The 24297-nt window shown below is 53.3% G+C and carries 17 protein-coding genes; 7 read left to right on the plus strand and 10 right to left on the minus strand.

Going from position 1 to position 24297, the window contains the following annotated elements:
- Window positions 1-413: 413 nt before the first annotated feature.
- Window positions 414-1463: a threonine aldolase family protein gene (locus PLIM_RS11165; RefSeq protein WP_013110425.1), complete on the minus strand. Its 1050-nt coding sequence runs from the start codon at window positions 1461-1463 to the stop codon at window positions 414-416.
- Between the two features lie 273 nt (window positions 1464-1736).
- On the opposite strand from PLIM_RS11165, the gene hisD reads away from it, so the two are divergent.
- The 4 genes from hisD to dtd all read left to right on the plus strand — a co-directional run bounded on the left by hisD (window position 1737) and on the right by dtd (window position 5943).
- Entirely contained in the window at window positions 1737-3119 is a 1383-nt protein-coding gene (gene hisD / locus PLIM_RS11170; RefSeq protein WP_013110427.1) for a histidinol dehydrogenase, read from the plus strand.
- Window positions 3120-3190: 71 nt separating this feature from the next.
- Window positions 3191-4333 (plus strand): serine hydrolase domain-containing protein, encoded by a 1143-nt coding sequence (locus PLIM_RS11175; RefSeq protein ID WP_013110428.1) that lies wholly within the window; start codon window positions 3191-3193, stop codon window positions 4331-4333.
- Window positions 4330-5472, plus strand: coding sequence for an NAD(P)/FAD-dependent oxidoreductase (locus PLIM_RS11180; RefSeq protein ID WP_013110429.1), 1143 nt, complete (start codon window positions 4330-4332; stop codon window positions 5470-5472). Before PLIM_RS11175 ends, PLIM_RS11180 begins: the two co-directional genes overlap by 4 nt.
- A 21-nt stretch (window positions 5473-5493) precedes the next feature.
- Complete coding sequence (gene dtd, locus PLIM_RS11185; protein ID WP_013110430.1) at window positions 5494-5943, plus strand: D-aminoacyl-tRNA deacylase; 450 nt, start codon at window positions 5494-5496, stop codon at window positions 5941-5943.
- A gap of 373 nt (window positions 5944-6316) precedes the next feature.
- Here dtd and PLIM_RS11190 read toward each other — a convergent pair whose 3' ends face one another.
- From PLIM_RS11190 to PLIM_RS11225, 7 genes are all read right to left on the minus strand, one after another.
- Window positions 6317-7339: an acetyl-CoA carboxylase carboxyltransferase subunit alpha gene (locus tag PLIM_RS11190; protein ID WP_013110431.1), complete on the minus strand. Its 1023-nt coding sequence runs from the start codon at window positions 7337-7339 to the stop codon at window positions 6317-6319.
- 193 nt (window positions 7340-7532) lie between these two features.
- Window positions 7533-9176: a serine/threonine protein kinase gene (locus PLIM_RS24410; RefSeq protein WP_155523247.1), complete on the minus strand. Its 1644-nt coding sequence runs from the start codon at window positions 9174-9176 to the stop codon at window positions 7533-7535.
- A gap of 443 nt (window positions 9177-9619) precedes the next feature.
- Complete coding sequence (locus PLIM_RS11200) at window positions 9620-10765, minus strand: efflux RND transporter periplasmic adaptor subunit (protein ID WP_013110434.1); 1146 nt, start codon at window positions 10763-10765, stop codon at window positions 9620-9622.
- 226 nt (window positions 10766-10991) lie between these two features.
- Window positions 10992-12164 (minus strand): class I SAM-dependent methyltransferase, encoded by a 1173-nt coding sequence (locus PLIM_RS11205; RefSeq protein ID WP_013110435.1) that lies wholly within the window; start codon window positions 12162-12164, stop codon window positions 10992-10994.
- 168 nt (window positions 12165-12332) lie between these two features.
- Entirely contained in the window at window positions 12333-13514 is a 1182-nt protein-coding gene (locus PLIM_RS11215; RefSeq protein ID WP_013110436.1) for a class I SAM-dependent rRNA methyltransferase, read from the minus strand.
- 121 nt (window positions 13515-13635) lie between these two features.
- Entirely contained in the window at window positions 13636-14091 is a 456-nt protein-coding gene (locus tag PLIM_RS11220) for a response regulator (protein ID WP_013110437.1), read from the minus strand.
- Window positions 14092-14291: 200 nt separating this feature from the next.
- Window positions 14292-14564, minus strand: coding sequence for a hypothetical protein (locus PLIM_RS11225; RefSeq protein WP_013110438.1), 273 nt, complete (start codon window positions 14562-14564; stop codon window positions 14292-14294).
- A 282-nt stretch (window positions 14565-14846) separates the two neighbouring features.
- Here PLIM_RS11225 and PLIM_RS22855 point away from each other — a divergent pair, with 282 nt between their 5' ends.
- Window positions 14847-18029: a serine/threonine protein kinase gene (locus tag PLIM_RS22855; protein ID WP_013110439.1), complete on the plus strand. Its 3183-nt coding sequence runs from the start codon at window positions 14847-14849 to the stop codon at window positions 18027-18029.
- A gap of 366 nt (window positions 18030-18395) precedes the next feature.
- Entirely contained in the window at window positions 18396-19079 is a 684-nt protein-coding gene (locus PLIM_RS11235) for a hypothetical protein (protein ID WP_013110440.1), read from the plus strand.
- A 44-nt stretch (window positions 19080-19123) separates the two neighbouring features.
- Here PLIM_RS11235 and PLIM_RS11240 read toward each other — a convergent pair whose 3' ends face one another.
- Window positions 19124-21034: a c-type cytochrome domain-containing protein gene (locus tag PLIM_RS11240; protein ID WP_196349439.1), complete on the minus strand. Its 1911-nt coding sequence runs from the start codon at window positions 21032-21034 to the stop codon at window positions 19124-19126.
- Window positions 21035-21377: 343 nt separating this feature from the next.
- On the opposite strand from PLIM_RS11240, the gene larE reads away from it, so the two are divergent.
- Window positions 21378-22301, plus strand: a complete 924-nt coding sequence (gene larE, locus PLIM_RS11245) for an ATP-dependent sacrificial sulfur transferase LarE (RefSeq protein WP_052301565.1) — start codon at window positions 21378-21380, stop codon at window positions 22299-22301.
- Between the two features lie 79 nt (window positions 22302-22380).
- On the opposite strand, the gene PLIM_RS11250 is transcribed toward larE, so the two are convergent.
- Window positions 22381-24213, minus strand: coding sequence for a serine/threonine-protein kinase (locus tag PLIM_RS11250; RefSeq protein ID WP_013110443.1), 1833 nt, complete (start codon window positions 24211-24213; stop codon window positions 22381-22383).
- Window positions 24214-24297 lie beyond the last annotated feature (84 nt).

The following is a 24297-nucleotide window of genomic DNA, read 5'->3' on the forward strand; positions in this document are numbered from 1 at the left end:
CCACTGTCGTGATGCACGAGAGAGTAGGGCTCCTCAAAATGACCCCGATACTCGCGCACCACGGAAACTACATGGGTGGAGGAACTTCCCAAATCAGCATTCTCGATTTTCCCAACTGAATTCCCACTTCATAAAACAAACTTCTCAAAGCATCCCCAGAATCATCAGGCAAAGAACTGCTGAGGAGAGAAGCATGAATCCTGAAATGCACACTAGTACAGCGTAATCTGAGATAATCCAGACTATGCCTATTTAGCAGTACAATATCTTTCCTGCGATCTTTCGTGAAGTCTCGATGGGCTCGCGGTAGAAAACTTGTTCAAAAATTCCCAACTCTCTCAGGCAAAAGGATATCCAGCCGCTGTTCAGCAGACATTTCCTTCCCCTCGGGGACCTGTTCTGCATGTCCTGCGTTAATCGCATGAGCTTGCTGCCACCGTTTGAAACGACTCCACGACTCGTGGCAAACAATCGCCGGGAATATCCAGATGTGTGCACAAACGAATTTTCTGGCGGCCAAAGGCCAGCACAAGGACACCTTCCCGCTGCAAAAGTTCGACGAATCGATCAGCAGGGCCCCACTCTTTGGCAATTTCGATGATCACAATATTCGTCGAAACAGCCTTCAGATCGATCGAAAGCTGGGGAACATTGGCGATCTGTTCCGCTAACCAGCGAGCATGCGCATGGTCGTCTTTCAATCGCTCGACATGATGATCGAGAGCGAACAACGCGGAAGCAGCCATCATCCCGCCCTGCCGAATGCCGCCACCAAAGAGCTTACGGGCACGTCTGGCTCTGGCCATCATCGGCTGGCTTCCCACAAGCATGGAACCCATCGGGCAGCCCAATCCTTTGGAAAAACAGATCGAGACGGTATCGGCGAACTCGCAAAACTCCCGTGGGCTGTAACCTATAGCCTGACAGGCATTGAACAAACGCGCGCCATCGACATGCACTGCCAGATGACGGGCATGTGCCCAATCGGCGACTTCACGAAATGCCTGAAGTGGCCAGGGTCTGCCACCACCGCGATTTGTTGTATTTTCAACACAGACCACTTTTGTGATCGATTCATGCTGATCGTGGCCGTGAATCATCCCTTCCAGTTGATCTGCACGAAAGATTCCCCCTTCGCCATCAATCAATCGACAAGTCACACCATGCAGGGCAGCAGGGGCTCCTTGTTCGTAATAAAAGATGTGTGAGGAACCATCGAGCAGGATTTCGTCACCACTCGAGCAATGGGCTCGCAAGGCCATCTGATTGGATTGAATTCCTGAACAGGCATAAACAGCAGCTTCCTTACCCAGCATTTCCGCCACACGCTGTTCGAGCCGATTGATTGTCGGATCTTCGCCGAACATATCATCGCCCACTTCAGCTTCCGCAATCACCCGCCGCATCTCGGGAGTCGGCCGTGTCACTGTATCGCTGCGTAAATCGATTGTTCTGACATTCACTACGACTAACCCTTAGATTTCGAACGACCTGTCATCGAACACCATCCACCCTCTGGAGAGACAATTCACTCAGGAGGTGGGCTCTCGTGGACTTCAAGAGACGCTTTACCTACCATACATTATGCATTTTCGATTCACTGATCACATATGACAGAGATCGGACAGGACAGAGATCGGATCACACCGAAGAGAATGCCAGTCATTGCCCGAAAGCGAAAGCTCAGGCAGATGACTTCCTGCGACGATTGAAATTTAACCTCGGAATCACCTCCCATGACCGCTGGCCCTGGCGCCGATTGGCTTCCCGTTTATGAGTATGGTACGGAATCAGCAGAGCAGGCTTTACTGACTCTCCGGAAAAAACTGAGCCCGCGCGGCGATATTGTCTCTGATGCAGGTCGTGCCAGAACCATCGAACTCTTCGGTGCACCGCTTTCGCCTCGTGAGGTGGCAACTCGCATTCTCTCTGAAATCAAAGAGCAGGGAAGAGAAGCTCTGCTGAAGTATGCTCGCTTACTCGACAAGCCAGATCTTCAAGACGACGATCTGCGTGTTCCTCAAGCAGAAATTGAAGCAGCTCACGCAGCGGTCGATCGACAATTTCTGTCCACGATTCGCCGCATTCGCGAAAATGTCTCTGAGTTCCAGTCACGGATTCTCCACGAAGATGTCCGTCTCGTCAGACAAGACGGCCTGGCCCGGGTGGAGTTGACTCAGAGATATCTGCCACTCAAAAGGGTTGGTATCTGCGTTCCCGGCGGTGCCGCAGCTTATCCCTCGACAATTCTCATGACGGCTATCCCCGCCCAGGCTGCGGGAGTTCAAGAACTGGCAGTCGTGACGCCTCCCACAAAATTTGGCGCTTACAACACCCACGTTCTGGCCACCTGTGCTGAACTGGGAATCACAGAAGTTTATCGTGTGGGAGGAGCACAGGCGGTCGCCGCACTGGCTTACGGCGTCGAAGGGATTCCCCGGGTCGATAAAATCGTAGGCCCGGGCAATATGTTCGTCGCACTGGCCAAACAACTTGTTTATGGCGATGTCGATATCGACAGCATTGCGGGCCCCAGTGAAGTTGTGGTGATTGCCGATGATTCCGCCACAGCCAGCTTTGTTGCCAGTGATCTGCTCTCTCAGGCCGAACACAGCCCCGGATCGAGTATTCTGATCACCTGGCATCGCCCGCTGATCGAAGAAGTGCAAGCGGAAATTCATCGTCAGCTGACTGATTTGCCCAGGTCTGAACTGGCCTCAGCGAGCCTGCGAGATTTTGGTGCGATTGTTCTGGTCGATTCGCTCGAAACGGCCTGCCAGTTGACCGATGAACTTGCCCCCGAGCACCTTCATCTGTCGACGAAATCGCCTGATCAGTTACTAGAGCGGATTCAAAATGCCGGCGCTATTTTTTGCGGACATTACACTCCCGTTGCACTGGGCGATTACTTTGCCGGGCCTTCGCATGTTCTACCAACAGGGGGAACGGCCCGATTCGCAAATGGGCTCTGTTCGAATGACTTCCTCAAGCGATCTTCAGTGATTCGCTTCAATCGTGACGCACTCGATGATGCTGCACAGGATGTTCGCACAATCGCGACTGTGGAAGGACTGACGGCGCACAGTCAAAGTGTCGATATTCGCTTGAAGGATGAATAATCCCCTATCGCCACCGAACGGATTCACATTCTGGGATCTTGATCCCTCGAATTGATCATTAAGGATGAAATGTGCCTGCAGACGATTTGAAAGACTGGCCCCACCTGCTCAAAGCCTTCGATGAGGGTGTGGCGACCGGACTGCATCGTGGCCTGCAGATTTACATCTCACAACATGGCCAGCTTCTCCTGGAAGCAGCACTGGGAGAAGCCGAATCAGGCCTGCCACTCACCTCAGAACACAGGATGCTCTGGCTTTCTTCAGGTAAGCCGCTGCTCGTTTTAATCTTTGCCAGAATCTGGGAGCGTGGCCTGATTGGCATCGATCAACCGATTTGCCACTGGATTGAAGAATTCGGTACTCACGGAAAAGAAACGATCACCTTCCGACATGTTTTAACTCATACAGGCGGCTTTCGCGTTCTCGACCTGGGCTGGGAAACAAAATCGTGGCCAGACGTGATCGAATTAATCTGTCGGACATCACTGGAAAATGACTGGGTTGTCGGTGTCACGGCTGGATATCACACCATCAGCAGCTGGTTCATCCTGGCTGAAGCACTCTCGCGGGCAACAGGGCTTTCTGTGCGGGAGTTGTTCGATCAGGAACTTCGCTATCCCCTCGGCTTGCCAGAATTATCCATCGGCTTATCCGAGGAATGGTACATCGAGAACCGATCGTCCGTTGCACCCATGTATGCTCGTATCAAAGGGGAATTGCAACTTCTCGATTGGCACCAACCCCCAAGAGCCATCTGCATTTCGCCGGGGAGTAACACCCGTGGGCGAGCACGAGATCTGGGTGCCGTCTATGAAATGATTCTTAAAGAGGGGGTGGCGGCTGATGGTTCGCGTTACCTCCACCCCACGACGATCGCCGCTCTGACAGCCAGGCATCGAGTGGGCCTGTTTGATTTGACGCTTCAGCATATCGTCGATTTTGGACTGGGTTTCATCATTAACTCGAAGGCTTATGGCCCGGAGACCGTACCATATAGTTATGGACTCTGGACCTCCCCGCGAACGTTTGGTCATGGTGGTTCTCAATCATCCATTGGGTTCTGCGATCCTGAATCGGGGATTGTTGTCACCTGGGCCACGAATGGAATGCCCGGAGAAGGGTGGCATCAGCGACGAAATCGAGCATTACAGCATGCCATCGGACTCGACCTGTTTGAGAGATTTCCGCAGCTCAATACGGGAGCCAGCACTTGAAAGGATTGAGTTGTGACATCGTGATCCTCGGTGCCGGAGTCGTGGGCTTATCGATGGCTCTCGAGCTTCGTCGTCAGGGTTTGGGTGTCATTGTTCTTGAAAAGTCGCTGCCGGGACAAGAAGCTTCCTGGGCAGGAGCGGGCATGCTCCCACCAGGCTATCAGCTGGATCACTCTTCCTCTGAAGCTCGACTGAGAGCCATGTCTCATCAGCTCTGGAATTCCTGGGCTGATCAACTCTCCTCGGAAACGGGGATTGATATTGGCTATCGCAGGCAAGGTGCTGTGGGCCTGATACCAAGTGGGGATTCGCAGCGTCAGCTCTTTGATGATTACGCGCAGGAAGGGGTGACTGTTGAACAACTCTCGAAAGAAGATCTAAAGCATCGCTTTGGCTGCCAATCCTCCACCGAGGAAACAGGTTTTTTCATTCCAGAGTTTGGTCAGGTACGAAATCCCAGATATCTCCGCGCATTGCAGACAGCCTTTCAGCAGGCCGGTGGCATCATCAAATCACAGACGACGGTCGCTCAGTGGAATATCAGCACTTCTGAAGGGATTCGCTTAACCACCACCAATGGCGAAGAAATTTGCGGCGACAAACTGATTCTGGCCACAGGAGCCTGGACGCAACATCTTCTGCGGCGTTCCTCTGATGTCATAAACCCGGGAATTCGCCCCATTCGCGGACAGATTGCCTTACTCAAGGAAAGCATCCCCACGCTTTCTACGATTATTGAACGTGGCAAGCAGTACGTGGTTCCCAGGGGTGATGGTTATGTGCTGATTGGTTCCACCGAAGATGACTGTGGATTTGATCGATCAACTCAGCCGGAGTCGATTCAGCAACTGGTTGCATTTGGCACTCGTCTTGTCCCATCTTTGCTTAATGCCCAACTGGAAAGATCCTGGGCCGGCCTCAGGCCTTGGAACGGTTCGACAACCCCCTGGATCGGTTGGATGAGTGAAGCAGGGTGCGGAGCCCATGAACGGGTTTTGATCGCTGCCGGACACTTTCGTCATGGCCTGCAGATGTCTCCGGCCACCGCCCAACTGGCCCGACAGTTGATCCTGCAGCAACCGACAGCCATCAGTTTACCTCCCATCTCTCCGGAACTGGCCTTAGCTCAGCCGGCATAGTCAGGCCATCGAGGATACGGCATGAGAGCAGTCGTTCAACGAGTGACAGAAGCCCGTGTCAAAGTGGCGGGCAAGATCGTGGGCGAGATTGGCCGTGGTCTGATGGTGCTGATTGGTGTCAGCACGCGTGACACAGAGGCCGACGCGGAATGGTTGGCAGACAAGTTGGTGGGTCTCCGCATCTTTGAAGACGAGGACGGAAAAATGAACCTCGCCTGCACTGAGATCGGGGGAAGTGTTCTGGCTGTCTCTCAATTCACACTTCTGGGAGATGCTCGTCAGGGCCGGCGTCCCAGTTTCACTATGGCCGCCAGACCAGAACTGGCAGAGCCACTTTACGAGCAGGTCGTTTCCATTCTCCGTGATCGAGGGCTTAACGTGCAGACAGGTCAGTTCCGTACGGAAATGAAAGTCGAACTGATCAACGATGGGCCAGTCACCATGCTGCTCGACAGCCAGAAACTTTTTTAAGTTTTGCCGGGCAAGTTCTTCCTGGTCAGCCGCCCGAGTTGCATCGCGACAACTTTCGGGCTGATGAGCAAAACTCCTCATCGATCTTTCGCTTCACCCAGCGATCAACAGGGGAGCATCTCAGAGGAGCCAATCGACGGGTTCAAGCCAGCCGCAAATTCGGTACGACGATTCCCAACTGGATTTCTGGGTCGAAAAGCAACATAACGGACATTATCGGACGTTGCAGTTGGGGGTGTTTTTTGTTGTCTGGCGACACGGAATGGACTGGCTGGCCTGCTAACGAAAACAGACAGCCCGGTGGCGGCTTGCCTTCCGGGCTGTCTGTTCGTGAGGCTTGAAGTTCACTCTGTCTATGAAACAGATTCGCCTCTTATTTGGAATTGCTCACGAGAGTCTGCTCTGCCGTGGGCGCTTCCTGGCTGATCTTGGTTTGGACGACTTCGTCAAACTCGCCAATCTTGCGGAACTTCTGATATCGCTGTTCCAAAAGTTCCGGCCCGCTCAATGGCAAGAGTGCTCGCAGTTGTCGAACGATGGTCGCCTTCAAGTTGGTGGCCATGGCCCGATGATCGCGATGGGCGCCACCCAACGGTTCAGGGATCACTTCATCGACGATCCCGAAACGGAGCAAATCTTTCCCGGTGAACTTGAGTGCCCGGGCGGCCTTATCGGCAAATTTCACATGCTTCCACAGAATCCCCGCACAGCCTTCGGGACTGATCACGGAGTAATAAGCAAACTGAAGGACTGAAACCGTGTTCCCAATGCCAATCCCCAGAGCACCACCAGACCCCCCTTCACCAATCACCACGGAAATGATCGGGACGGGTAACCGGGCCATCTCTCGGAGATTGTAGGCGATCGTGTAAGCCTGGCCCCGCTCTTCGGCACCGACGCCTGGATAGGCGCCTGGAGTATCAATGAGGCACACAATCGGCAGACCGTACTTGGCGGCCATCTGCATCTTCAAAAGAGCCTTACGATATCCTTCGGGATGAGCACAGCCATAGAAGCATTCATTTCGCTCTTTGAGCGTGCGGCCTTTCTGCTGGCCGATGAACATCACCTTGTAATCATCCAGTTTGGCGAAACCAGTGATAATGGCCCGGTCGTCGCCAAATGTCCGGTCTCCGTGCAGTTCGATGAACTCATCACAGATCAGTTCGATGTAATCGAGAGTTTGTGGTCTCTCAGGATGACGGGCGACCTTGACAACATCCCAGGCGTCAAGATTCTCAAAAACTTCTCGCTTCATCCTCGCCAGTTCAAGTCGGACAGTGCGGATGGATTCGAGAATTGCCGGTGTGGGATTCGACTGCGATTCCAGTTGCGAGAGTTGATCCTCGAGCTGAAAGATCGGGCGTTCAAACGGGAGCTGAAATTGCGGTGACATAAAACTTCCATGGCATGACAGACACGGCAATTGCTCCGCTGCTGCCAGTCAGCGGGTTGCTCCGCATGACCGGCCAATCGCAATCACTGGGTGAAAGTCAATGGTCGTCAAAAATTCACAGGGATGCCGAGGTCTCCCAATGACGGAGAATTCGGCGAATCTCCCAATTTGGGATTACCGTTAAGTTAATCAGTTAGATCACATCCGGCAATTCCGTCATGACTTCGAGATCATCATCGCTGGAACCCGAACCTTGAGCTGTGGGATGGGGAGCGTTTGGCCGGGGAGGCACCTGCCCTGGCCCGGGCGGCTTGGGCGGCATGGACTGAGGAGGTCGCCCAGCCATTGGCGGATTCTGGGGAGGCATGGGAGGCCCTGCCGGTGGTGCATTGGGAATGGGTGCTGCTGATCCTGCTGGTCGCGGCATTTGTGCTGGGAAACCCGCTTGTGCCGGGCGGGGGGGCCCTTGGGGAGGAATTCCCGGTTGAGGCATGCCTCCCGGTGGCATCACTCCCGGGGGAAGCATGCCAGGTGGTACAGAACCTGGCGGCATCATTCCTGTAGGAACCATACCGGGAGGGGCCATGGCTGCTGGAGCCATTCCCGGAGGATAAGCGTTCGGAGCGAAGTTCCCTGGGGGGCCATAAGGTGATGGTGCATAAGGGTTTTGAGGCATCACACCAGGCGGCAGCATGCCCGGTGGAAAATTCTGTGGAGGTGGCCCCCCTTGTGACTGTGGCCGCTGCGCTGTGGGCGGTGCTCCCCCTGGCCTGGTCTGTGGCGCTTGTGCGGCGGCCGCCTTTTTTGCCTTTGCTTGTTTACGCCGTTCAAGTTCGGCCGAGTGACGAGCCCCCAGTTCCGGGTTATCGCGGATCATCTGCTGGCGTAACACATCGGCCCGGCTGTCGACCTGCACTTCCCCCAGCGTCTCCATAATCCTGGCTTCTTCACTCAGCTTTTCATTATCGAGAGCCTTAGGGACGACATCTTCCTTGAAGATGCGAATTCGTCGGAGTTCAGAATTGATCTCCTGAAAATCCTTGTATCGATTCTGTGGCTTCTTAGCCATCAGCCTCTGAATCACACGATCCATCTCGGGGGTGACGTTAGGATTCAGTGACGAAGCCATGGGTGGTTCCATGGCAATATGCTTCTGCAGCAATTCCTGAGGTGTGGAACCTTGGAATGGCATTTTTCCACCAGTCACGATCTCAAAAAGCGTCACGCCATAGCTGTACATATCTGTCTGGAACGAGGGGGCGCGCTTCAGAATCGTTTCCGGCGCGAGGTACATTCGCGTCCCTTGAATCACCTTGACACCACCGCCACCCATGAGTTTCGAAAGTGCGCCGGGCGGGTGCATGGCCAGAGAGAAGTCAATCAATTTCACTTCACCGGCCCGATTCATCAGCACGTTTTCCGGCTTGTAATCTCGATGAATCCAGCCTTTCTGGTGCAGGTGAGCCATGGCCTGGCAAGTGCCTTCGATATATTTGGCAATTCTCGATTGCAGAGCCGCCGGCTCCCCCTTGATTTGCAGCTTCACATTGACTGCCCGAAAGTATTCCATCAGCAGGTAGGAGTGATCCCGCCCAATGACGAGTTTCTCGTTGCGGATGATATTCGGGTGATCGAGCGTCTTACCGACGGCGGCTTCCATCCGCAAAGTGGCTTTGGCAGCTGCTTTATCAGGGACATTCGCGAGCATGAGCTTCATCGCCAGAGTGCGGCCCCCCGGCCCACCTTCCTGAACTTCCCAAACTTGAGTCGTACTTCCTGTCGCGATGGGACTGATCAGTTGGTACTCATCGATCATATTGCTGTCGTCGTCACTCAAGGGTCTGCTCACTGAATGGAAGATTGGTCGGGAAATACAACAGCGACGGGTCAACCTGAGGAATGGGCGATAACGGGCTCCCCTTCTGAAACAGAATCAGGCACGAGTACATGCCATCAATCCATTCCATCCAACAAAGGCCAATTGCCACTCCAGGGAAACTTCCAGATAGGTAAGTTCCTCCTTTTAGAATAATTATGCTGATCAGCAGATTTCCAGCAGGTTATTGCCTGCCGGGAAAAATGATGACCAAGTTCAAAGAAAAGGGCTCGCAGAGAATTCCTCTGCGAGCCCTTCAAGTGACCACAACTCAATCCACGAATTACCTGTCAGAAAACCTGAGCACCCTTGAACGTGAATCGAGCTAACTGATACGCGTCGCTTTGAAAAAATGCTTAACGGGTAAGCATTGCTTACACACGAAGTCACACCCAGAAATGCGATCAAAAGCCGACGTCAGAATTACCTGGGGGTGGGGTACGACCAGGAGTGGCTGGTGTCGCCCCTGGTTTGGTCGTCAACTGGCTGGGTTGAATCTGGAATCCATCACCGAGAGTGTGAGACGATTCATAAACCACCTCGTCACCGGTCAGGAAAGCTCCACTGACAAACAAACGACCGGTGCCAACCGATGCCAGCAAATTGACAGGGATATCGCGAATGACGTTGAGCCGCACAACCTGGACTTTGCGACCACCATCACCAGAATTGAGTATTGCGGCTGCCGGTACTTCGACCACATTCTGCCTCGGAATCATCGGGGGATAGACCGTCATCCCGGATTTCAATTTTCCGTCGGTGTTCTCGAAAATCACAATCGCACTCGTGACCGTCTCGAACAGATCTCGCAGGTTGTCAAACCTGGGATTCAGTGGGAGGACAGATTCGATCTTCCCTTCGAGTTCATTTCCTTCAATTTTGAGTTTTACAGCTTTCCCGACTTCTGCGGCGGCCCGTTCGATGGGAACTTCCACCACAATCTGGGAAGAATCTGCCACAACCGCGACCGGTTGCCCTGCCCTGACAAACTCGCCAGTCGCGACGAGAAATCGCTCGATCTCGCCATCAAAGGGTGCTCGAATCGAAGTCTGATCGAAGATGAGTTGTGCGAGATCGAGTTCTGCCTTGGCAGCTTCAAGCTTTGCATCGCTGACGGCCTTGGCCGATTCCGAACCATCTCCCGATTTCTGCTCAAGTGTCGCCACTTTGAAGAGTGCTTTGGCACGATCCAACTGCAGTTTGGCCCGTGTATTTTCCAGCCGGAGAATCTCGGACTGTCCGGCGACTTTGGCGCCGGGTTTTTGCGTGATGGATCGAATCACGCCATCGGCGGGAGCAACCAGTTCGACTCGTGATTTCGGTACGAGAGAAAAGTTGATTCGGTACTTCTGGGGGTCAATCAACTGCACCCCTTCCCGCTTGATCACAATCTGATCACCAGGACTGGCAATGGGTTTAGCCTCGCCTGTTTCAGCTGCTGGAGCAGCGGGAGGCTGGGCCAGACCCGGTGCGGGATCAGTCAGGAGGAATGTTGCCCCCATCATCGACAGCGAAACACTCTGCCTGAGTGCTCTTAAATCAAACGCCATGAAGACAGCCTTTCAAACGGTGGCGCTCACAAATCAATTCTCCAACTGGCAGAACATGAAGTTCTCCAACTGGTAACGCTACGTTGACTCGTTCTATAAAGTCAATTCGCAGGTCGATTTGAATCGAGGAGATGAAGGAATCTTTGCAATAAACACTCCTGCAAAAATTCCGAGAGCGAATGGATCGTTGTGAAAGTCTGCCCAGAATCAAGGACCAACAAAGCCTCTACTCTTCATAAAGCTTCGGTTTGCGGCGACGAGGCTTGGCAGAGCGGTATTCTTCGTACTCAGGTGCTGGTGCCGGTACCTTGCCACTCATGGATTTCGTGGCTTTGACAATCGAGTAGCCGCGAATCAGATCGCTGGTCACATTTTCAAACAATAACGGTAGCGATTCGACATACCAGGCAGGTGCTTTGGTGACGATATAAATTCGACCACCCGGAATGAGAATACGGAACGCAGTCTCAATGAAAATCCCGGCGATCTTGTAATTCGAGAAATAGGGTGGGTTCGCGTAGACGACATCCACGCTGTTGGATTCCAAGGATTTCCCGGTGGCATCCAATCGAGTCTGCACTCGACTGGTTCCGTTTTCCTTTGCTGCCCACTGAGTACATTCAATAGCCCGAGGATTCGAATCCACAGCCAACACGTCGAGTTCCGGATGTCGCAAGGCGGCGGCAACAGCCACTCCACCACTGCCGCAACCCAGATCAACAATCTGTCCCTGCTCCATCGGTTCGATCACCGAGATCAGCGTGCGTGCTCCGACATCCAGCTTTCTGTGGGCAAACACACCTGGGCGACTTTTCATGCGAATCAGCCGCTCACCGTCTCGAAACATGAATTCACAGTCATGATTCTTGAGCTTCTTCGGGGACTCCGTCTTGATTGCCAGATATGTCACACCTTTACGAGTGGGCCGACGAGTCACTTTAGGGAAGAATCGCTGTATCTCCGTATGCAACCACTGATCATCTCTCATATCAGTTGTCGCAATGAGAGTTCCCCCCTCGACCAGACGAACACATGCCTGCTGTAACAGATCTCTGGTCAGTTCTGCTTCACCAGTTTTAGGTAACACCAGACAGATCGTCTGGTACTCGATTCCTGGAAAGTCGGGTTCGCAAACCAGCTGCAAATTGGCAGGCACACCCGCTGGTGCCAATGCGGCCTGATCACGCAAATGAACATCCAGAAACCAGCAGGTCACCTGACTTTGTGGCTTTGCGATGGCCAGTGCAAAAGCAAATTGTGCCCGCCCCGAACTGTTACACAGGATTCTTTCACCCTGAACATCAGCCAGCGCATCGACCATCAATTGTTCGGCTGGTCGAACCTTCGGGACATACTGGGGAGCCACCTCCCCTTTTCGTAATCGGCGCGGTGAATTCATGAAGAAGATCTTTCCTATCGGGCCCATCTGGAGTCAGCCCGCTGTATTCATTGATTCTATTCGTTGGCTCGGAATCGAATCTGCAGCCAGAACCAGTCGATCGTTTGAGATCGTCCGGCGATGGCTACTTTGTATTCCGGTTGCCGCTTGCCGCCAAAACATTCAGGCTCAGGCGGTCGTAATGTAACACTTCAGGTAGTTGGATTCCGGACATTGCAATGATTGCGGATGATCTGGCGAGGGGCCGCGCGCTTCTAAAATTTTCAGTTCACGCCGAGCCTGCCAGGCAGCTTCACGAAGAACCTGCTGAAACAGGTCATGAGTCACCAATCCGCTGCAGCTGCAGGTCACGAGCGTTCCCTGTGGCTCAAGAACATCCAGTGCCAGTCGATTCAGTGAGTGATAGCCTTTGAGACCCGAATCCATAGTTGATCGGCTTTTCACCAGCTTGGGCGGATCCAGCACGATGGTCTGAAACCGGACCCCCTGATTACGAAACTCCGTCAGAACTTCAAAAGCATCACCATGGCGGACTTCATATCGGTCGGCAAGACCATTTCGTGTGACGTTCGCAGTGGCATTCTCAACAGCGATCTTCGAAGTATCGACACCAATGACATGTGTGACTTCCCCATGCCTCAGGGCGTTCATGCCAAAGCCCGCCGAATAACAACACAGATCAAGCATGTTGCCACTGGCAAACTGAGCGGCTCTGAATCTGTTCTCCCGCTGATCCAGATAGAAACCCGTTTTTTGTCCGTCGACCAGATCCACATGGTAAACCAGCCCATGCTCTTCAACAGGGATAAACGCTGGAGGTGTTTCGCCTCGAAACAATCCATCTATTAATGGCATGCCCTCGGCTTGACGAATCCCCTTCTCTGTCCTGAGCCAGCAACCACTGGCTTGTGTCTGCCGCATCAGTTCATCAACCAGCAATTCCATGCGGGATTGAAGAGCGTGCGATCCCAGTTGGGCCAGCAACCAGTCTCCGTAGCGATCGACAGTTAGCCCCGAAAGAAAATCGGCCTCGCTGGAGATCAACCGTGAGCCATTCATAACCGTTGGAGTTGGCATGAATTTCCGGCGCAGGTCACACGCCATTCGGACTCTCGACCGCCAGAAATCTTCCGCTAAAGGTTGATCTTCATTCCATGAATAGATGCGAACTCGAATGCGACTGGAACTGTTGTAGAGGCCATAGCCCAAAAATTTTTCATTGGCCCCCACCACGAGAACTTCATCGCCAACTTGTGGCTGACCTTCCACGCGGTCTATGGCAGAATCAAACAGCCAGGGATGCCGGGAGGCTCCTCGCGAAAACTGACGACTGGTGACAACCCGAATCAAACGCCCCGCCCTTCTCCACTCACGAATAACAGAAAACTTCCAATTGACGAATCAGGTCGTTGTCTCAGGTCGTTGTCAAAGTGCAGCCACTGGTCATCTCAGAAAGTTACCGTGAACGCAGTTACCGTGAACGCAGGGCAGCCTGCTGCTGATCAACTTCTTCAACATAGGCCAGCAGACGATCGCGCTCATTGGTGAGATGCCTCACGCGCAGCAGAGACTTGACCCGGGTGGTCAGTTCGAGTCGATTGATGGGTTTGGTGAGGAAATCGTCAGCCCCTGCCTGAATGGCCTTTTCGATGTCCCCCATCTCATTCAGAGCTGTCACCATCAGCACGGGGAGCGACTTGGTTGAGGGTTCACTGCGCAGTTTGGCACAGACCTCAAAACCACTGAGTTTAGGCATCATGATATCCAGCAGCACCAGATCGGGCTGCCACTCCCGGACTTTTTCCAGCGTCTGTTGCCCGTCATAGGCCATGGCGATTTCGTATTCATCGCTGGCGAGATAGGCATCGAGCAATTCGCAATTCTGCAAATTGTCGTCTGCAATCAGGATTCGAGAAACAATTGTCATCACTTTAATCCGCAATTATCAGTTCGTAAGTCAGCATGAGTATTGCGATGCTGCCCATCGAGCTGCAAGGTTTCACAAGGCCGCTGGTGTTCAAGTGAGCTCACAATACACACCCTGAAATTCCGCAAGATGATAATAGTAACGACTTTGTCGTATCTTCGAAATGCAGAGAGCCCGTCTCAGCAGGGAGTTGGAAAGAGTCACTCGGAATGAGTCACGTCATCTTCATCGCTGACCGAAACAGTACTGAGGGTGTATAGACCGCCCCCGGCCATCAGGATGGCAATCATCCACCAGAGAGTGCGATTCATGAACCAGATCGAAGGCATCCAATCTAAGGATTCCACGGATTCCAGTGCATTGAGAAGCAACAAAACACTTCCAGCCAGCAGCAAAAACCAGCCCATGCTTCGCCACGAATTCATGGAGTCTGCTGCCACTGATTTCTGTCTCTCCTGAGATGCATCTTCCATGAAACACTTCCTGATCGTCGAAAAGTCATGCACAAAGAATAATGCCGATGGCCCTATGATCCACTTCCATCGAGCAATTCTTCAGCAGAATCTGTTCGACCCTAGAACTGGATGAGTCAGAGTGTTAGCCTGTTTTTTGCATAAATCACATCCATATTTTTGTCACCCTTTCTCATTTTAACCTGCGTGCCCGGTAGGAACACACTGCAACAAGCCATGATGCTCGTTGTTGGTCATCAGTACGTCATGACGTTTTCTCGTGAAAGACAAGCGGATCAGTCAATGCCCGCCAAACTGTCCAGTGAATCATTCCTTGCAACTGTTCGCCGCAGCGGCCTCATTGAGGACGACCGACTTAATATTTTGTATGCGGAATACGCGGAACGATTGAACGGCGAGGCCGATTCCACAGACCTGGCTCAATTTCTTGTCAACCGGAATGCGGTGACCGCCTGGCAGGGTGAAAAGCTGCTCCAGGGAAAACATAAGGGGTTTTTCCTGGGGAAGTATCGCCTGCTGTCACTCCTCGGCCGGGGAGGCATGAGTTCGGTCTATCTCGCTGAACATATTGTGATGCGCCGCCGCTGCGCGATTAAAGTGCTCCCACAAAAACGAGTCTCAGATACTTCGTACCTGGGAAGATTTCACCGAGAAGCCCAGGCTGTTGCTTCACTGGATCACCCCAATATCGTCCGCGCTTACGATGTCGATCATCAGGCGGATCGCGATACAGATATCCACTTCCTTGTCATGGAATTTGTCGACGGGCAGAGCCTTCAGGAACTGGTGTTAAAATCTGGTCAGGTGCCATTTGCAGATGCAGCAGATTACATTCGTCAGGCGGCTCTGGGATTATCCCACGCCCATGGTGCCGGTCTTGTCCATCGGGACATCAAGCCCGGAAATCTGCTTGTGGATCATACGGGGGTCGTGAAGGTTCTCGATCTGGGACTTGCCAGGTTTTTCAGTGATACCGGCGACGATGCCCTCACCATTCAGCACGATGAAAAAGTTCTCGGGACAGCCGATTATCTGGCACCGGAACAAGCCCTCGACAGCCACTCCGTCGACGCTCGTGCCGATATCTACAGCCTGGGCTGCACACTTTATTTTCTACTCACGGGCTCCCCTCCATTTACCGAAGGGACTCTGGCGCAGCGATTGATGGCGCATCAGACCAAACAGCCGCCATCCATTGAGAGCAAGCGGCCGGATGTTCCTGTCGAACTCGCTGCCATCGTCCGCAAGATGATGGCCAAATCCCCAGGCGACCGGCCTGCTTCTGCAATGGCGGTGGCAGAGACCCTGGAAAACTGGTTGAAGCAGTATCGTTCGGGTGAAGTCTCTTCTGGCGGCGTCTCTGTAGAAAGTGATGTTTTACAGCAGGAGGATGCTCATCCCGCGGCTGTGGCAGGTTTGGAATTCCCTCCTCGGGAACCTCTCCCGACGGATATGAGCGTGGCTCCAGCCGGGGATGAACTCTCAGCGTTCCTCACCTCGTTATCCGGTGGAGTTTCCACACCCCTCCCTGAACCAGTACCGCAGCGAAAAACGCCAGAGGTCGCCAAGCCTTCGACGGATTCTGCCAAAGGAAAGAAATCATCGAGCAGCACTGGGCAGCCAGTCCATGATTTTCAGTTTCTTGAGCCACTGAACCACTTGCCTGAAGAGGGGCATTCTTCGAAATCCAGCTCGGTTTTTGGGGCCGAGATTGCATCCGCTCCAACAAAGGCTCCATCGTCTGTTAAGCTCCCCTCATCGAAGACTTTGCCAGCGAATCAGAACGCCGCTGAAGCATCAGCTGCAAAATCTTCCACAGATCACGCGGGTTCGAAGAGTTTCGAAACTCCAGTTCCCCCAAAATCAGCCTCCGGGATCCAGAGAGCTGCGGGCAGTTCGAAAGCCGCGTTAGAGCCTCCTGAAGCCAAACCTGTTGCAACCCCTCCACAGATTGTGGCTGCCAGCGAAGCTCCCATTCTCGAAGCGATCCCTCTTCGTGAAGGTTCTGGCAATTCCATACCTGAGGCCATTCCTGTACGACGTACTGCGAAAGTGATTCGACCCGCTGCAACAACTCCCTCCCCCACAAAAGTCATTTTGGAAGCAATCCCGATTTCCAATACCGATCTGGCGAGCGAACCCTCACAGATGATTGCGGATGTCGAGCAACCGATCAGAGATACGTCCACTTCGAACCGCAACAGCAGTTCACGCTCACAATCCAGTCGTCACAAAGGAACCGCGAAAAAACTTCCCGGCTGGGCAATCCCTGCTGGCATCGCTTTGAGCGTCGTCTTCGTTCTCGGCGCTGGATATACGATCTTCAGCACTTACAGCACTCCCACCAAGACTGTGGATTACAGCCGACCCGACCCCACGTGGATTGATCGACGTGAAACGACAGTGGGGCCTCAAGGTGAGTTCAAAAAGATCTCTGACGCTCTTGCCAAGGTGCGAGCCAACTTCAAACCTGGCGGAGAGAAAGACCGATTCCGCATTGAGGTCGCTGCGGGGATATATCCCGAGCGAATCGTGCTCGATTCACGAGGAAGTGGCCGTAAATGGCCCGAAAACATCACTGTGGCTGGGGCTGAAAATGCAAAAGTCGTGATTCAGGGAGGAACACAAACCGGTGATCCCATCGTGAAGATTCGCGATGTTCAAGGTTTTCAACTCGAAAACATCACAATCAATGCTGAAAAGCATGAAACCGCCATCGAAGTCGGGGATTACCTTTATGGTACACGCCTGACCAATCTGAGCCTTCTGGATTTTTCAAATGCTGGAATCATTGGAAAGGATGTTTCCGGGCTTCTGGATAAGGAATTCACCATCAATGACTGCCTGATTTCAACGAAGTCGGAGAAGGCCGTCGGTGTCCGGCTGGAAGCCAAAGAAACTCTGGCAGATGTGAGTTTGCTTAAAAATCGATTCCATGGCCCGATGGCGGCTGGTGTACTGATTGAAGCCTCCAGTTTTGCTTCGAAAATCCAGATTCGCGAGAATCGTTTTTTCGAATGCGACAACGCAATCGAGTTTGCAGGCGAAGCGTCATGGCTGGGAATTGCCGTCAGTAATAACACGATTGCTGCTGGAAACCAGGGAGTTGTATTTACCGAACAGCCCGGCTCAGACAGCGTGACACTTTCGATCAGACGAAATCTGTTTGCTGGTCTGAAAGGAGCCGAGATTCGTATTCAATCGAATTTCAGTGCCGATGGTTGGAAGAAGGCGACTGAGGGGAGAACTCAGGGTAATGTGACTGACCGTCTGCCCCCCTCACCTGCTCCGGGTGTGATTGATCTGGCAAACTCGGGTGGCAGCCGTGTCGGCAGCAAAATCAGCTTTAAATCGATGGAACCCACTGATCCCAATTTCCTGGTTCCAGCGACTCCAGCGATCCCCAAGCCGACAGATAACGCTTTGGAGCGAGAGCTGAACCATACCGGCGCTATTGGGCAGTAACCCTATGCCCTGTAATGATCTACGGTAATATTCTGCCCCTCGGCACTGACCCTGACTGCGGACAGGTGAACAGGTCTGCTGCCTCACATTCTTTCTCGCAAACCACTTCCCAGCAACGTGTTACGATAACGAGAACATGTCAACGCGATCCTGAATACGGTCGCTGAACCGAAAGACTTGTCGTAAATTCCTGTGAGCTGGTCACTTAAAGTGTACACTTGCGACGTGTCTTCTCAGCCCTGAGGATAAAGGAGTGGCTGGGAAAAGTTTCCGGCCGATCCGAGAGCAGGCAGGAGGCCAGCGAGAACGCTCAGCGAGGAGCGACAGAACCTAAGGGCAAGATACGAGCCCAGAAGTTGACTGTCTATGAGATTCTCTAATCATCATCAATCTGCTCGCAAAGAAGCACCTCAGGCACGGGAACGTGCCGAGCGACATCAGCCGATTGGTCGTAAGGCCAGATCGGTCGTGAGGCCAACCGCAGCCCATCGCAGTCGATCTCCGGGCCGCATGGATCGAGCCGGACAATTCTCTGCCCCGGAGACCTGGCATGATCCCGTCGAACAACAGCAATTTCGGTGTGTCATCGAGACAGCCGGAGATTCGTTTCGTCATGTGGTGACGGAACAGGAAATCCGTGATCGGCTCGCCGAGTTGCCCGAACACTTAGTTTCCGATCTGCAAGTGGTGCAGTTGAGTCGCATGACGCGCAAACGAGCTATCTTCCCGCTTTATGGCATGCAATGGGGCCCAAATGTCTACCTCTACCCACTCGAAGAAAGCTTGATCGAGCGATACGCACGTATGCCCAAGCCACAATTTCGCATCGACTCAGAAATGTACGGTGGGAAATGGGAAGAGGTCGGCGGTATCTGGCAACTCACATGGACCGAACAGACGATTAAAGATTTCTATCTGAATAACGTTCTAATTCACGAAATTGGCCACTTGAACGACCATCGCAATCGCTCTTATATCGACCGTGAACGTTATGCCAACTGGTTCGCCATTGAGTTCGGCTACCGTGCTTCGCGTGGCCGAAGGGTCTAACAAACTCTGGTTCGCCACGTATAGCGGCGGAAATCACACCACAATCACTTTTTCTTCGCTTTGCGATTTCCTGGAGCTGCACCCTGGGTACTCAGGAAACTGGCACCCATTGTCCGGGCATCCTGCCTATAGACAGCCTGCAATGCGGCGGCTGGAGTATCTCCACCCTGAATTCGTTTCACGAAACTCCCGAAGTTCGATGCGCCACCATTTCGCATGAGAAATTCAACAATCGCATAGCCCGCAGGCCCGACATCCGCTGGCGAAAACGTACCATCCTGGAACACATCCTGTGGTTGCTGAATGCTGTATTGCATCGCTTCGGCTGCCCTTGGCTTGAGGGCCACCACATACGGGTTGCCTTTACCAATCGGACCGGACGCAGCCAATGATAAGCCGGTACCTCTGATGAGCCAGTCAGGGAGATCTCCGCCCCCCTTGAGTAATGCAGCAGCAGCCAATTGCTCGGCCAGATTCAGAACTGCCCCTGGAGACTTCTCTGTGGGATCGTCGCCCACGTCGTAAATGGCCACAAGTGCTGTTTCGAGTGTCGGTGAGACATCGGCATGACCAATGATTTCCTTGGGAACTTCGCGGCGGTTGATCGTCTGATTGAATTCTTCGTAGCCAAAGCGTTCTTTGAAGACGAACACCGCCAGCTTACCCTTCCAGACGGGTGTCTCTTTAAAGCCAAAGGTTGTTTTGAGAACCTTGAGAAACTCACTTCCCGATTCAGCCAGTTCTTTCAGACGAGCCGCATCAACATCCCCAATCATGATGAACTCGTCCGTCTCATGGACATTCGGTTGAGTCGAACTGAGTGCCATCTCCCACTTTTCGTTCGTATCCTTGCGTCTCCGCTCAAGGAGTTGTTCGGGAGTCATCTTGGCCAGTTCCCGAGCTCGAATCTCCTCGGGAGTCGGCACCAGTTGCATAAGTGGTCGTTTGGCATCGGGGCCATCGAATTTGGCGCCTTCCGTAATCCATGTGCGCAAATCCGCATGCCACTTTCTGGTAATGCGGCCCTGCCCTGCCGGCATGACGGGAGCTTCATCAGCATTGACCAGTCGCCACAACCGGCTCCCTTCCAGGCTGCCAGGGACAATCACGCGACCACTTTCACCACCTTGCATCATGCGTTCAAAAGTCGCGACACTGAAGCCACCTCGCGGATTGTTCCCTAAATGGCACTGTCCGCAGGTGGTGACGAGAGTGGGGGCGACATCGTTGATGAACGAGACCTTTTCGTTGCCAGTCGGCTTGGCGACTTCAACAGGAACCGGCGCTGGCTTCGGTTTCCCGTCTGCCATGGCGGCCAGCGATCCCAGCGACGCGGTTTTGTCCATCGCGTCGTACTTGGCACCTTCCGAAATCCACTTGGCAATTACCTGTATCTCGGCAGGTTTGAGTGCCTCTTCATTCTTCGGCATTCTCAAGCGGTTGTCCGTGGTCGTCAGCCGCAGGACGAGAGGACTGCGGAGCGGATTGCCAGCCACCACCAGGGCGCCATTCGTGCCGCCTCGTTCCATCCCGGCGAAGGTATCCATCCGCAGACCACCCCGTGGATTGTCTTCTCCGTGGCAGGAGACACAGTTGGCCTCAAGAATCGGAGCCACTTCTTTCGAGAAACTGGTCGGAATTTTGGCTGCTACCAAGGCCTGCTGTTTCGCGAGAATCCCTCGTTGCGTCTCGACTTGTTTTCGAAGAGCTTTGACGAGCGCCTCGGTCTCTGGAATCCCGTCCTTTACCAGTGTATTGAGTTTTTCTTCCACGGAAGTGACGGCTGCCGTGGCCTCGTCGAGTTTCTTTTTTGAGAGGAGTGCGGGAACCTTGCCAATTTCCGTCTTGAGATCATTGAGCTGTTGCCGCTGCTCAGGCGTGATGGCAGCCATCAGCGATGAAGCCTGAATCAGGGCTGTTGCCATGACGAGACTGAAACAGATTTGACGAAGCATAGAGACCTGATATCCAAACATTCTTAACATCGCGTATTGCCTGACGTTGTTTTGGATTTTGTTCTTCGATTCGACCAGTAATCGATTTGAATTCATACGAATTGCGAGGAGCCGCTACCTGGCACAGAACCACCCGCCGATTTGTCTCACACCTGAACTCTTCCGAGATTGTCAACTCCCGGTAGTGTATCCTGTTTGACGCAATCGGGGCAAACCCCGTTTCGGTTGTGGGTTACGAATTGCTGCGACATTCTAACGCCAGATGTTCGGGTAACCTTTCTTTCATGCCCGGAGTTCGCCCGGAAGTTTCCGCAGAGACCGATTTTTCACAAATGACTGACTCATGAACCCGCAACCACCTCCACAAACATCCATCAATGCCATGAATCGCCCTCAGCTTGAGGAAAATGATCCATCAAAAAGTCCTGGAGCGACTCGATCTTTGACCGAGAAGCAACTCGACCAGCTCGTGGAATGGTTTCGCCCGTGGCCATCTGTGATCGTGGCTTATTCAGGCGGAGTTGACAGTGCTTTAGTCAGTTGGGGAGCGTTTCAGGCACTGGGAAGTTCGGCACTCGCCGTGACAGCCCTGAGCCCGAGTGTTTCTGAGAGTGACCGGGAACTCTCCGCAGCAGTCGCCCGTGAAATGGGAATTAAGCATCAGACAATCCACACACACGAAATTGAGCTAGCTGCGTATCGGGCCAATGCACCAACTCGCTGTTATTTCTGCAAATCCACACTCTACAGCACGATTCGATCGAAATACCCAGCCAGCGAATTCCCCCTGATTGTCAATGGCACAAACCTCGACGACCTGGGAGATCATCGCCCAGGACTGATGGCGGCTGAAGAATTTCAGATCCGCAGTCCTCTCGTCGAACTGGGTTATAACAAGCAGATCGTCAGAAACCTGGCTCATCTCGCAGGTTTAACCGTCCATGATCGACCTGCCAGCCCCTGCCTGGCCAGCAGAATCGCTTATGGCGTCGAAGTCACTTCCGATCGATTACTGAGAGTCGAACAGGCCGAAAAATACCTGCGATCACTCGGCTTTCAGGAATTCCGAGTCAGGATTGAACCCGGAGAGCTGGCCCGCATCGAACTGCATCCCGAGGATCTGACGCAGCTTGTCAGTTCGCCAATGCGTGAAGCATGCGTGCGAGTCCTGAGCGAACTTGGATTTCGTCAGATCTGCCTCGATCTTGCCGGCTTTCGCTCGGGCAGCCACAACGAACTCATCCAATTGAATGCAGCCTCGAAGTGACCTGGAATTCACCCTGAGTTGCTCACTCGTCGTTTCGTAAGCTCATCGTGATATCAATTCCGCCAACAACGCTGGAATTTCAGATTTCGACGGGTAAATCGATCTCGGGGGCGAAGGTCTGCCACCATCTTTCCGCCTGATCGCTATTCCACTTGCCCGAAACACTACATCGACAGAGCGCCAGTTCCAACTCACGAGCCGAGCCAAATCGCAATTCCTGATTCTTTGCCAGACAGCGGAGAACAATCGCCTCGACATCGGCAGGAATATCGGCTCTCAGATCTCGCAGAGGCACGACGCGATCTCGCGCATGCTTGATCATCACCTGCACGGGAGTTTTGCCTTCAAATGGCGGACGCCCTGTAAGCAGAAAATACGCGGTTGCTCCCAGAGCATAAATATCACTCCGGGCATCAGGAACACTCTCATAAGTGGCCTGTTCCGGCGACATGAACAGGGGCGAGCCAGCCACGCTCGTCTGCCTGCTGCTGTCGCTATAACCTCGGACACGAACGCCTCGGGAATCGAGCACCAGACCAAAATCCAGCAGTTTCGCCACATCATACTCACCGCCCCGCTTGGCAGCATAGACGTTGGCGGGCTTCAAATCGCGGTGGATCATGCCCAATTGATGAGCCTCATGCAGTGCCCGGCAGGTCTGAATCAGAAAATGAACAGTGCGTTCCGGAGAAAGCGGCCCGAAACGCGCCACCAGTTCTCCCAGATTCATCCCCGGGAGATACTCCATGACGTAGTAGAACGTGCCATCTTCAGTATGGCCGTAATCATAAATCTCAACCGTATTCCAATGGGAAAGTTGCGCCATACTGCGAACTTCCTGTTCAAACCGCATGAGGGCAATGGGATCAGTGCCATATTGAGGATGAATCAGCTTGACTGCACATGGGCGAGTTAACAGCCGATGTTCGGCCAGAAAAACCTGACCCATGCCCCCTGCTCCCAATCTCCGGGCCAGTCGATACTGGCCCAGCTGTCGCGCTCGGCTGACTTCCTGCCTCAAGGCAGAAATCGTGAATGTTCCCCAGATCGAAGCGAAGAGCGAAACAGCCAATGTCGTGGCCAGTTCGAGGCATACCTGGAGAGTGAGAACTTCCTGAGTCCAGGGAATAGTCATTCGCAGGTAAGCAATTGTTGCCAAAGGGGCCAGTGCTAAAGGTGATAGAAGTACCGCAGCCCTCTTCCAGCCATTAGGAATCAACATCGCATAGGACATCATCACAATGATGAGGCCCAGGGTTCCATTATGCAGCAGATCGCTTAAAAGCACGCTGTTTTGCAGGACACCCGCTTCTCGCATCTGGAGCAGTTGTGTCAACACGATCTGAATGGCCGGCGGGATAAAGAGCAACAGTTCGAGAAATCGAAGTCTGTCCAGGGGAAGCATTCGATTTTTCAACAGAATACAAAGACAGGTGATGGAGTTCAGCAGGACAATCGCACGTAAGTATGGATAAGGCGAACTTTGCACGACCAGCGAGCGAATGAAATACGCCAGTAATCCCACACACACCAGAATAGCAGCAGCAATCAATCGCTGCTGGATCAATGTCCCGGAACGACCACGCTGTCGGCCTACATCGGCATTGACCTGGCCTGGAGACAGATCTCGAACACGTTCGACTTTTCTCTTCGGAACCGGAGCAGACAACAACTTCGTCTGAGTTGTCACACCAGATGCCGAAACCGATGAACCGGTGGCATGAAGAACTTCAGGATGGTGTGGAGGCAATAACCGGGAGGCATCTGCCGACTCTGCACCACCCGACAAAAGTTCATCCAGAGTTTTGAGATCGGTCCCAAAAGCCGCATGCCCCACGAGTGTGGGTTCCAGAGCCGCCTCTTCGTCGACAATGTCACCATCGTCGAAGATCAGCTGATCTGCTGCCCGCATGCCGAACACTCCCTCATGTCCTGAATGTAGCGCAGCAGCACATGCTGCCCGGCCCTCGCTCATCAGGACATACGGGTGAAATAA

This window comes from Planctopirus limnophila DSM 3776 (assembly GCF_000092105.1).
In the GTDB taxonomy this organism is placed as follows: domain Bacteria; phylum Planctomycetota; class Planctomycetia; order Planctomycetales; family Planctomycetaceae; genus Planctopirus; species Planctopirus limnophila.

Excerpts from the sequence above, each read along its gene's own strand:
- hisD (WP_013110427.1), top strand. The coding sequence starts at position 1,737 with ATGACCGCTGGCCCTGGCGCCGATTGGCTTCCCGTTTATGAGTATGGT.
- dtd (WP_013110430.1), top strand. The coding sequence starts at position 5,494 with ATGAGAGCAGTCGTTCAACGAGTGACAGAAGCCCGTGTCAAAGTGGCG.
- PLIM_RS11190 (WP_013110431.1), bottom strand. The coding sequence starts at position 7,339 with ATGTCACCGCAATTTCAGCTCCCGTTTGAACGCCCGATCTTTCAGCTC.
- PLIM_RS11200 (WP_013110434.1), bottom strand. The coding sequence starts at position 10,765 with ATGGCGTTTGATTTAAGAGCACTCAGGCAGAGTGTTTCGCTGTCGATG.
- PLIM_RS11205 (WP_013110435.1), bottom strand. The coding sequence starts at position 12,164 with ATGAATTCACCGCGCCGATTACGAAAAGGGGAGGTGGCTCCCCAGTAT.
- PLIM_RS11220 (WP_013110437.1), bottom strand. The coding sequence starts at position 14,091 with ATGACAATTGTTTCTCGAATCCTGATTGCAGACGACAATTTGCAGAAT.
- PLIM_RS11225 (WP_013110438.1), bottom strand. The coding sequence starts at position 14,564 with ATGGAAGATGCATCTCAGGAGAGACAGAAATCAGTGGCAGCAGACTCC.
- PLIM_RS22855 (WP_013110439.1), top strand. The coding sequence starts at position 14,847 with ATGCCCGCCAAACTGTCCAGTGAATCATTCCTTGCAACTGTTCGCCGC.
- PLIM_RS11235 (WP_013110440.1), top strand. The coding sequence starts at position 18,396 with ATGAGATTCTCTAATCATCATCAATCTGCTCGCAAAGAAGCACCTCAG.
- PLIM_RS11240 (WP_196349439.1), bottom strand. The coding sequence starts at position 21,034 with ATGCTTCGTCAAATCTGTTTCAGTCTCGTCATGGCAACAGCCCTGATT.
- larE (WP_052301565.1), top strand. The coding sequence starts at position 21,378 with ATGAACCCGCAACCACCTCCACAAACATCCATCAATGCCATGAATCGC.
- PLIM_RS11250 (WP_013110443.1), bottom strand. The coding sequence starts at position 24,213 with ATGCGGGCAGCAGATCAGCTGATCTTCGACGATGGTGACATTGTCGAC.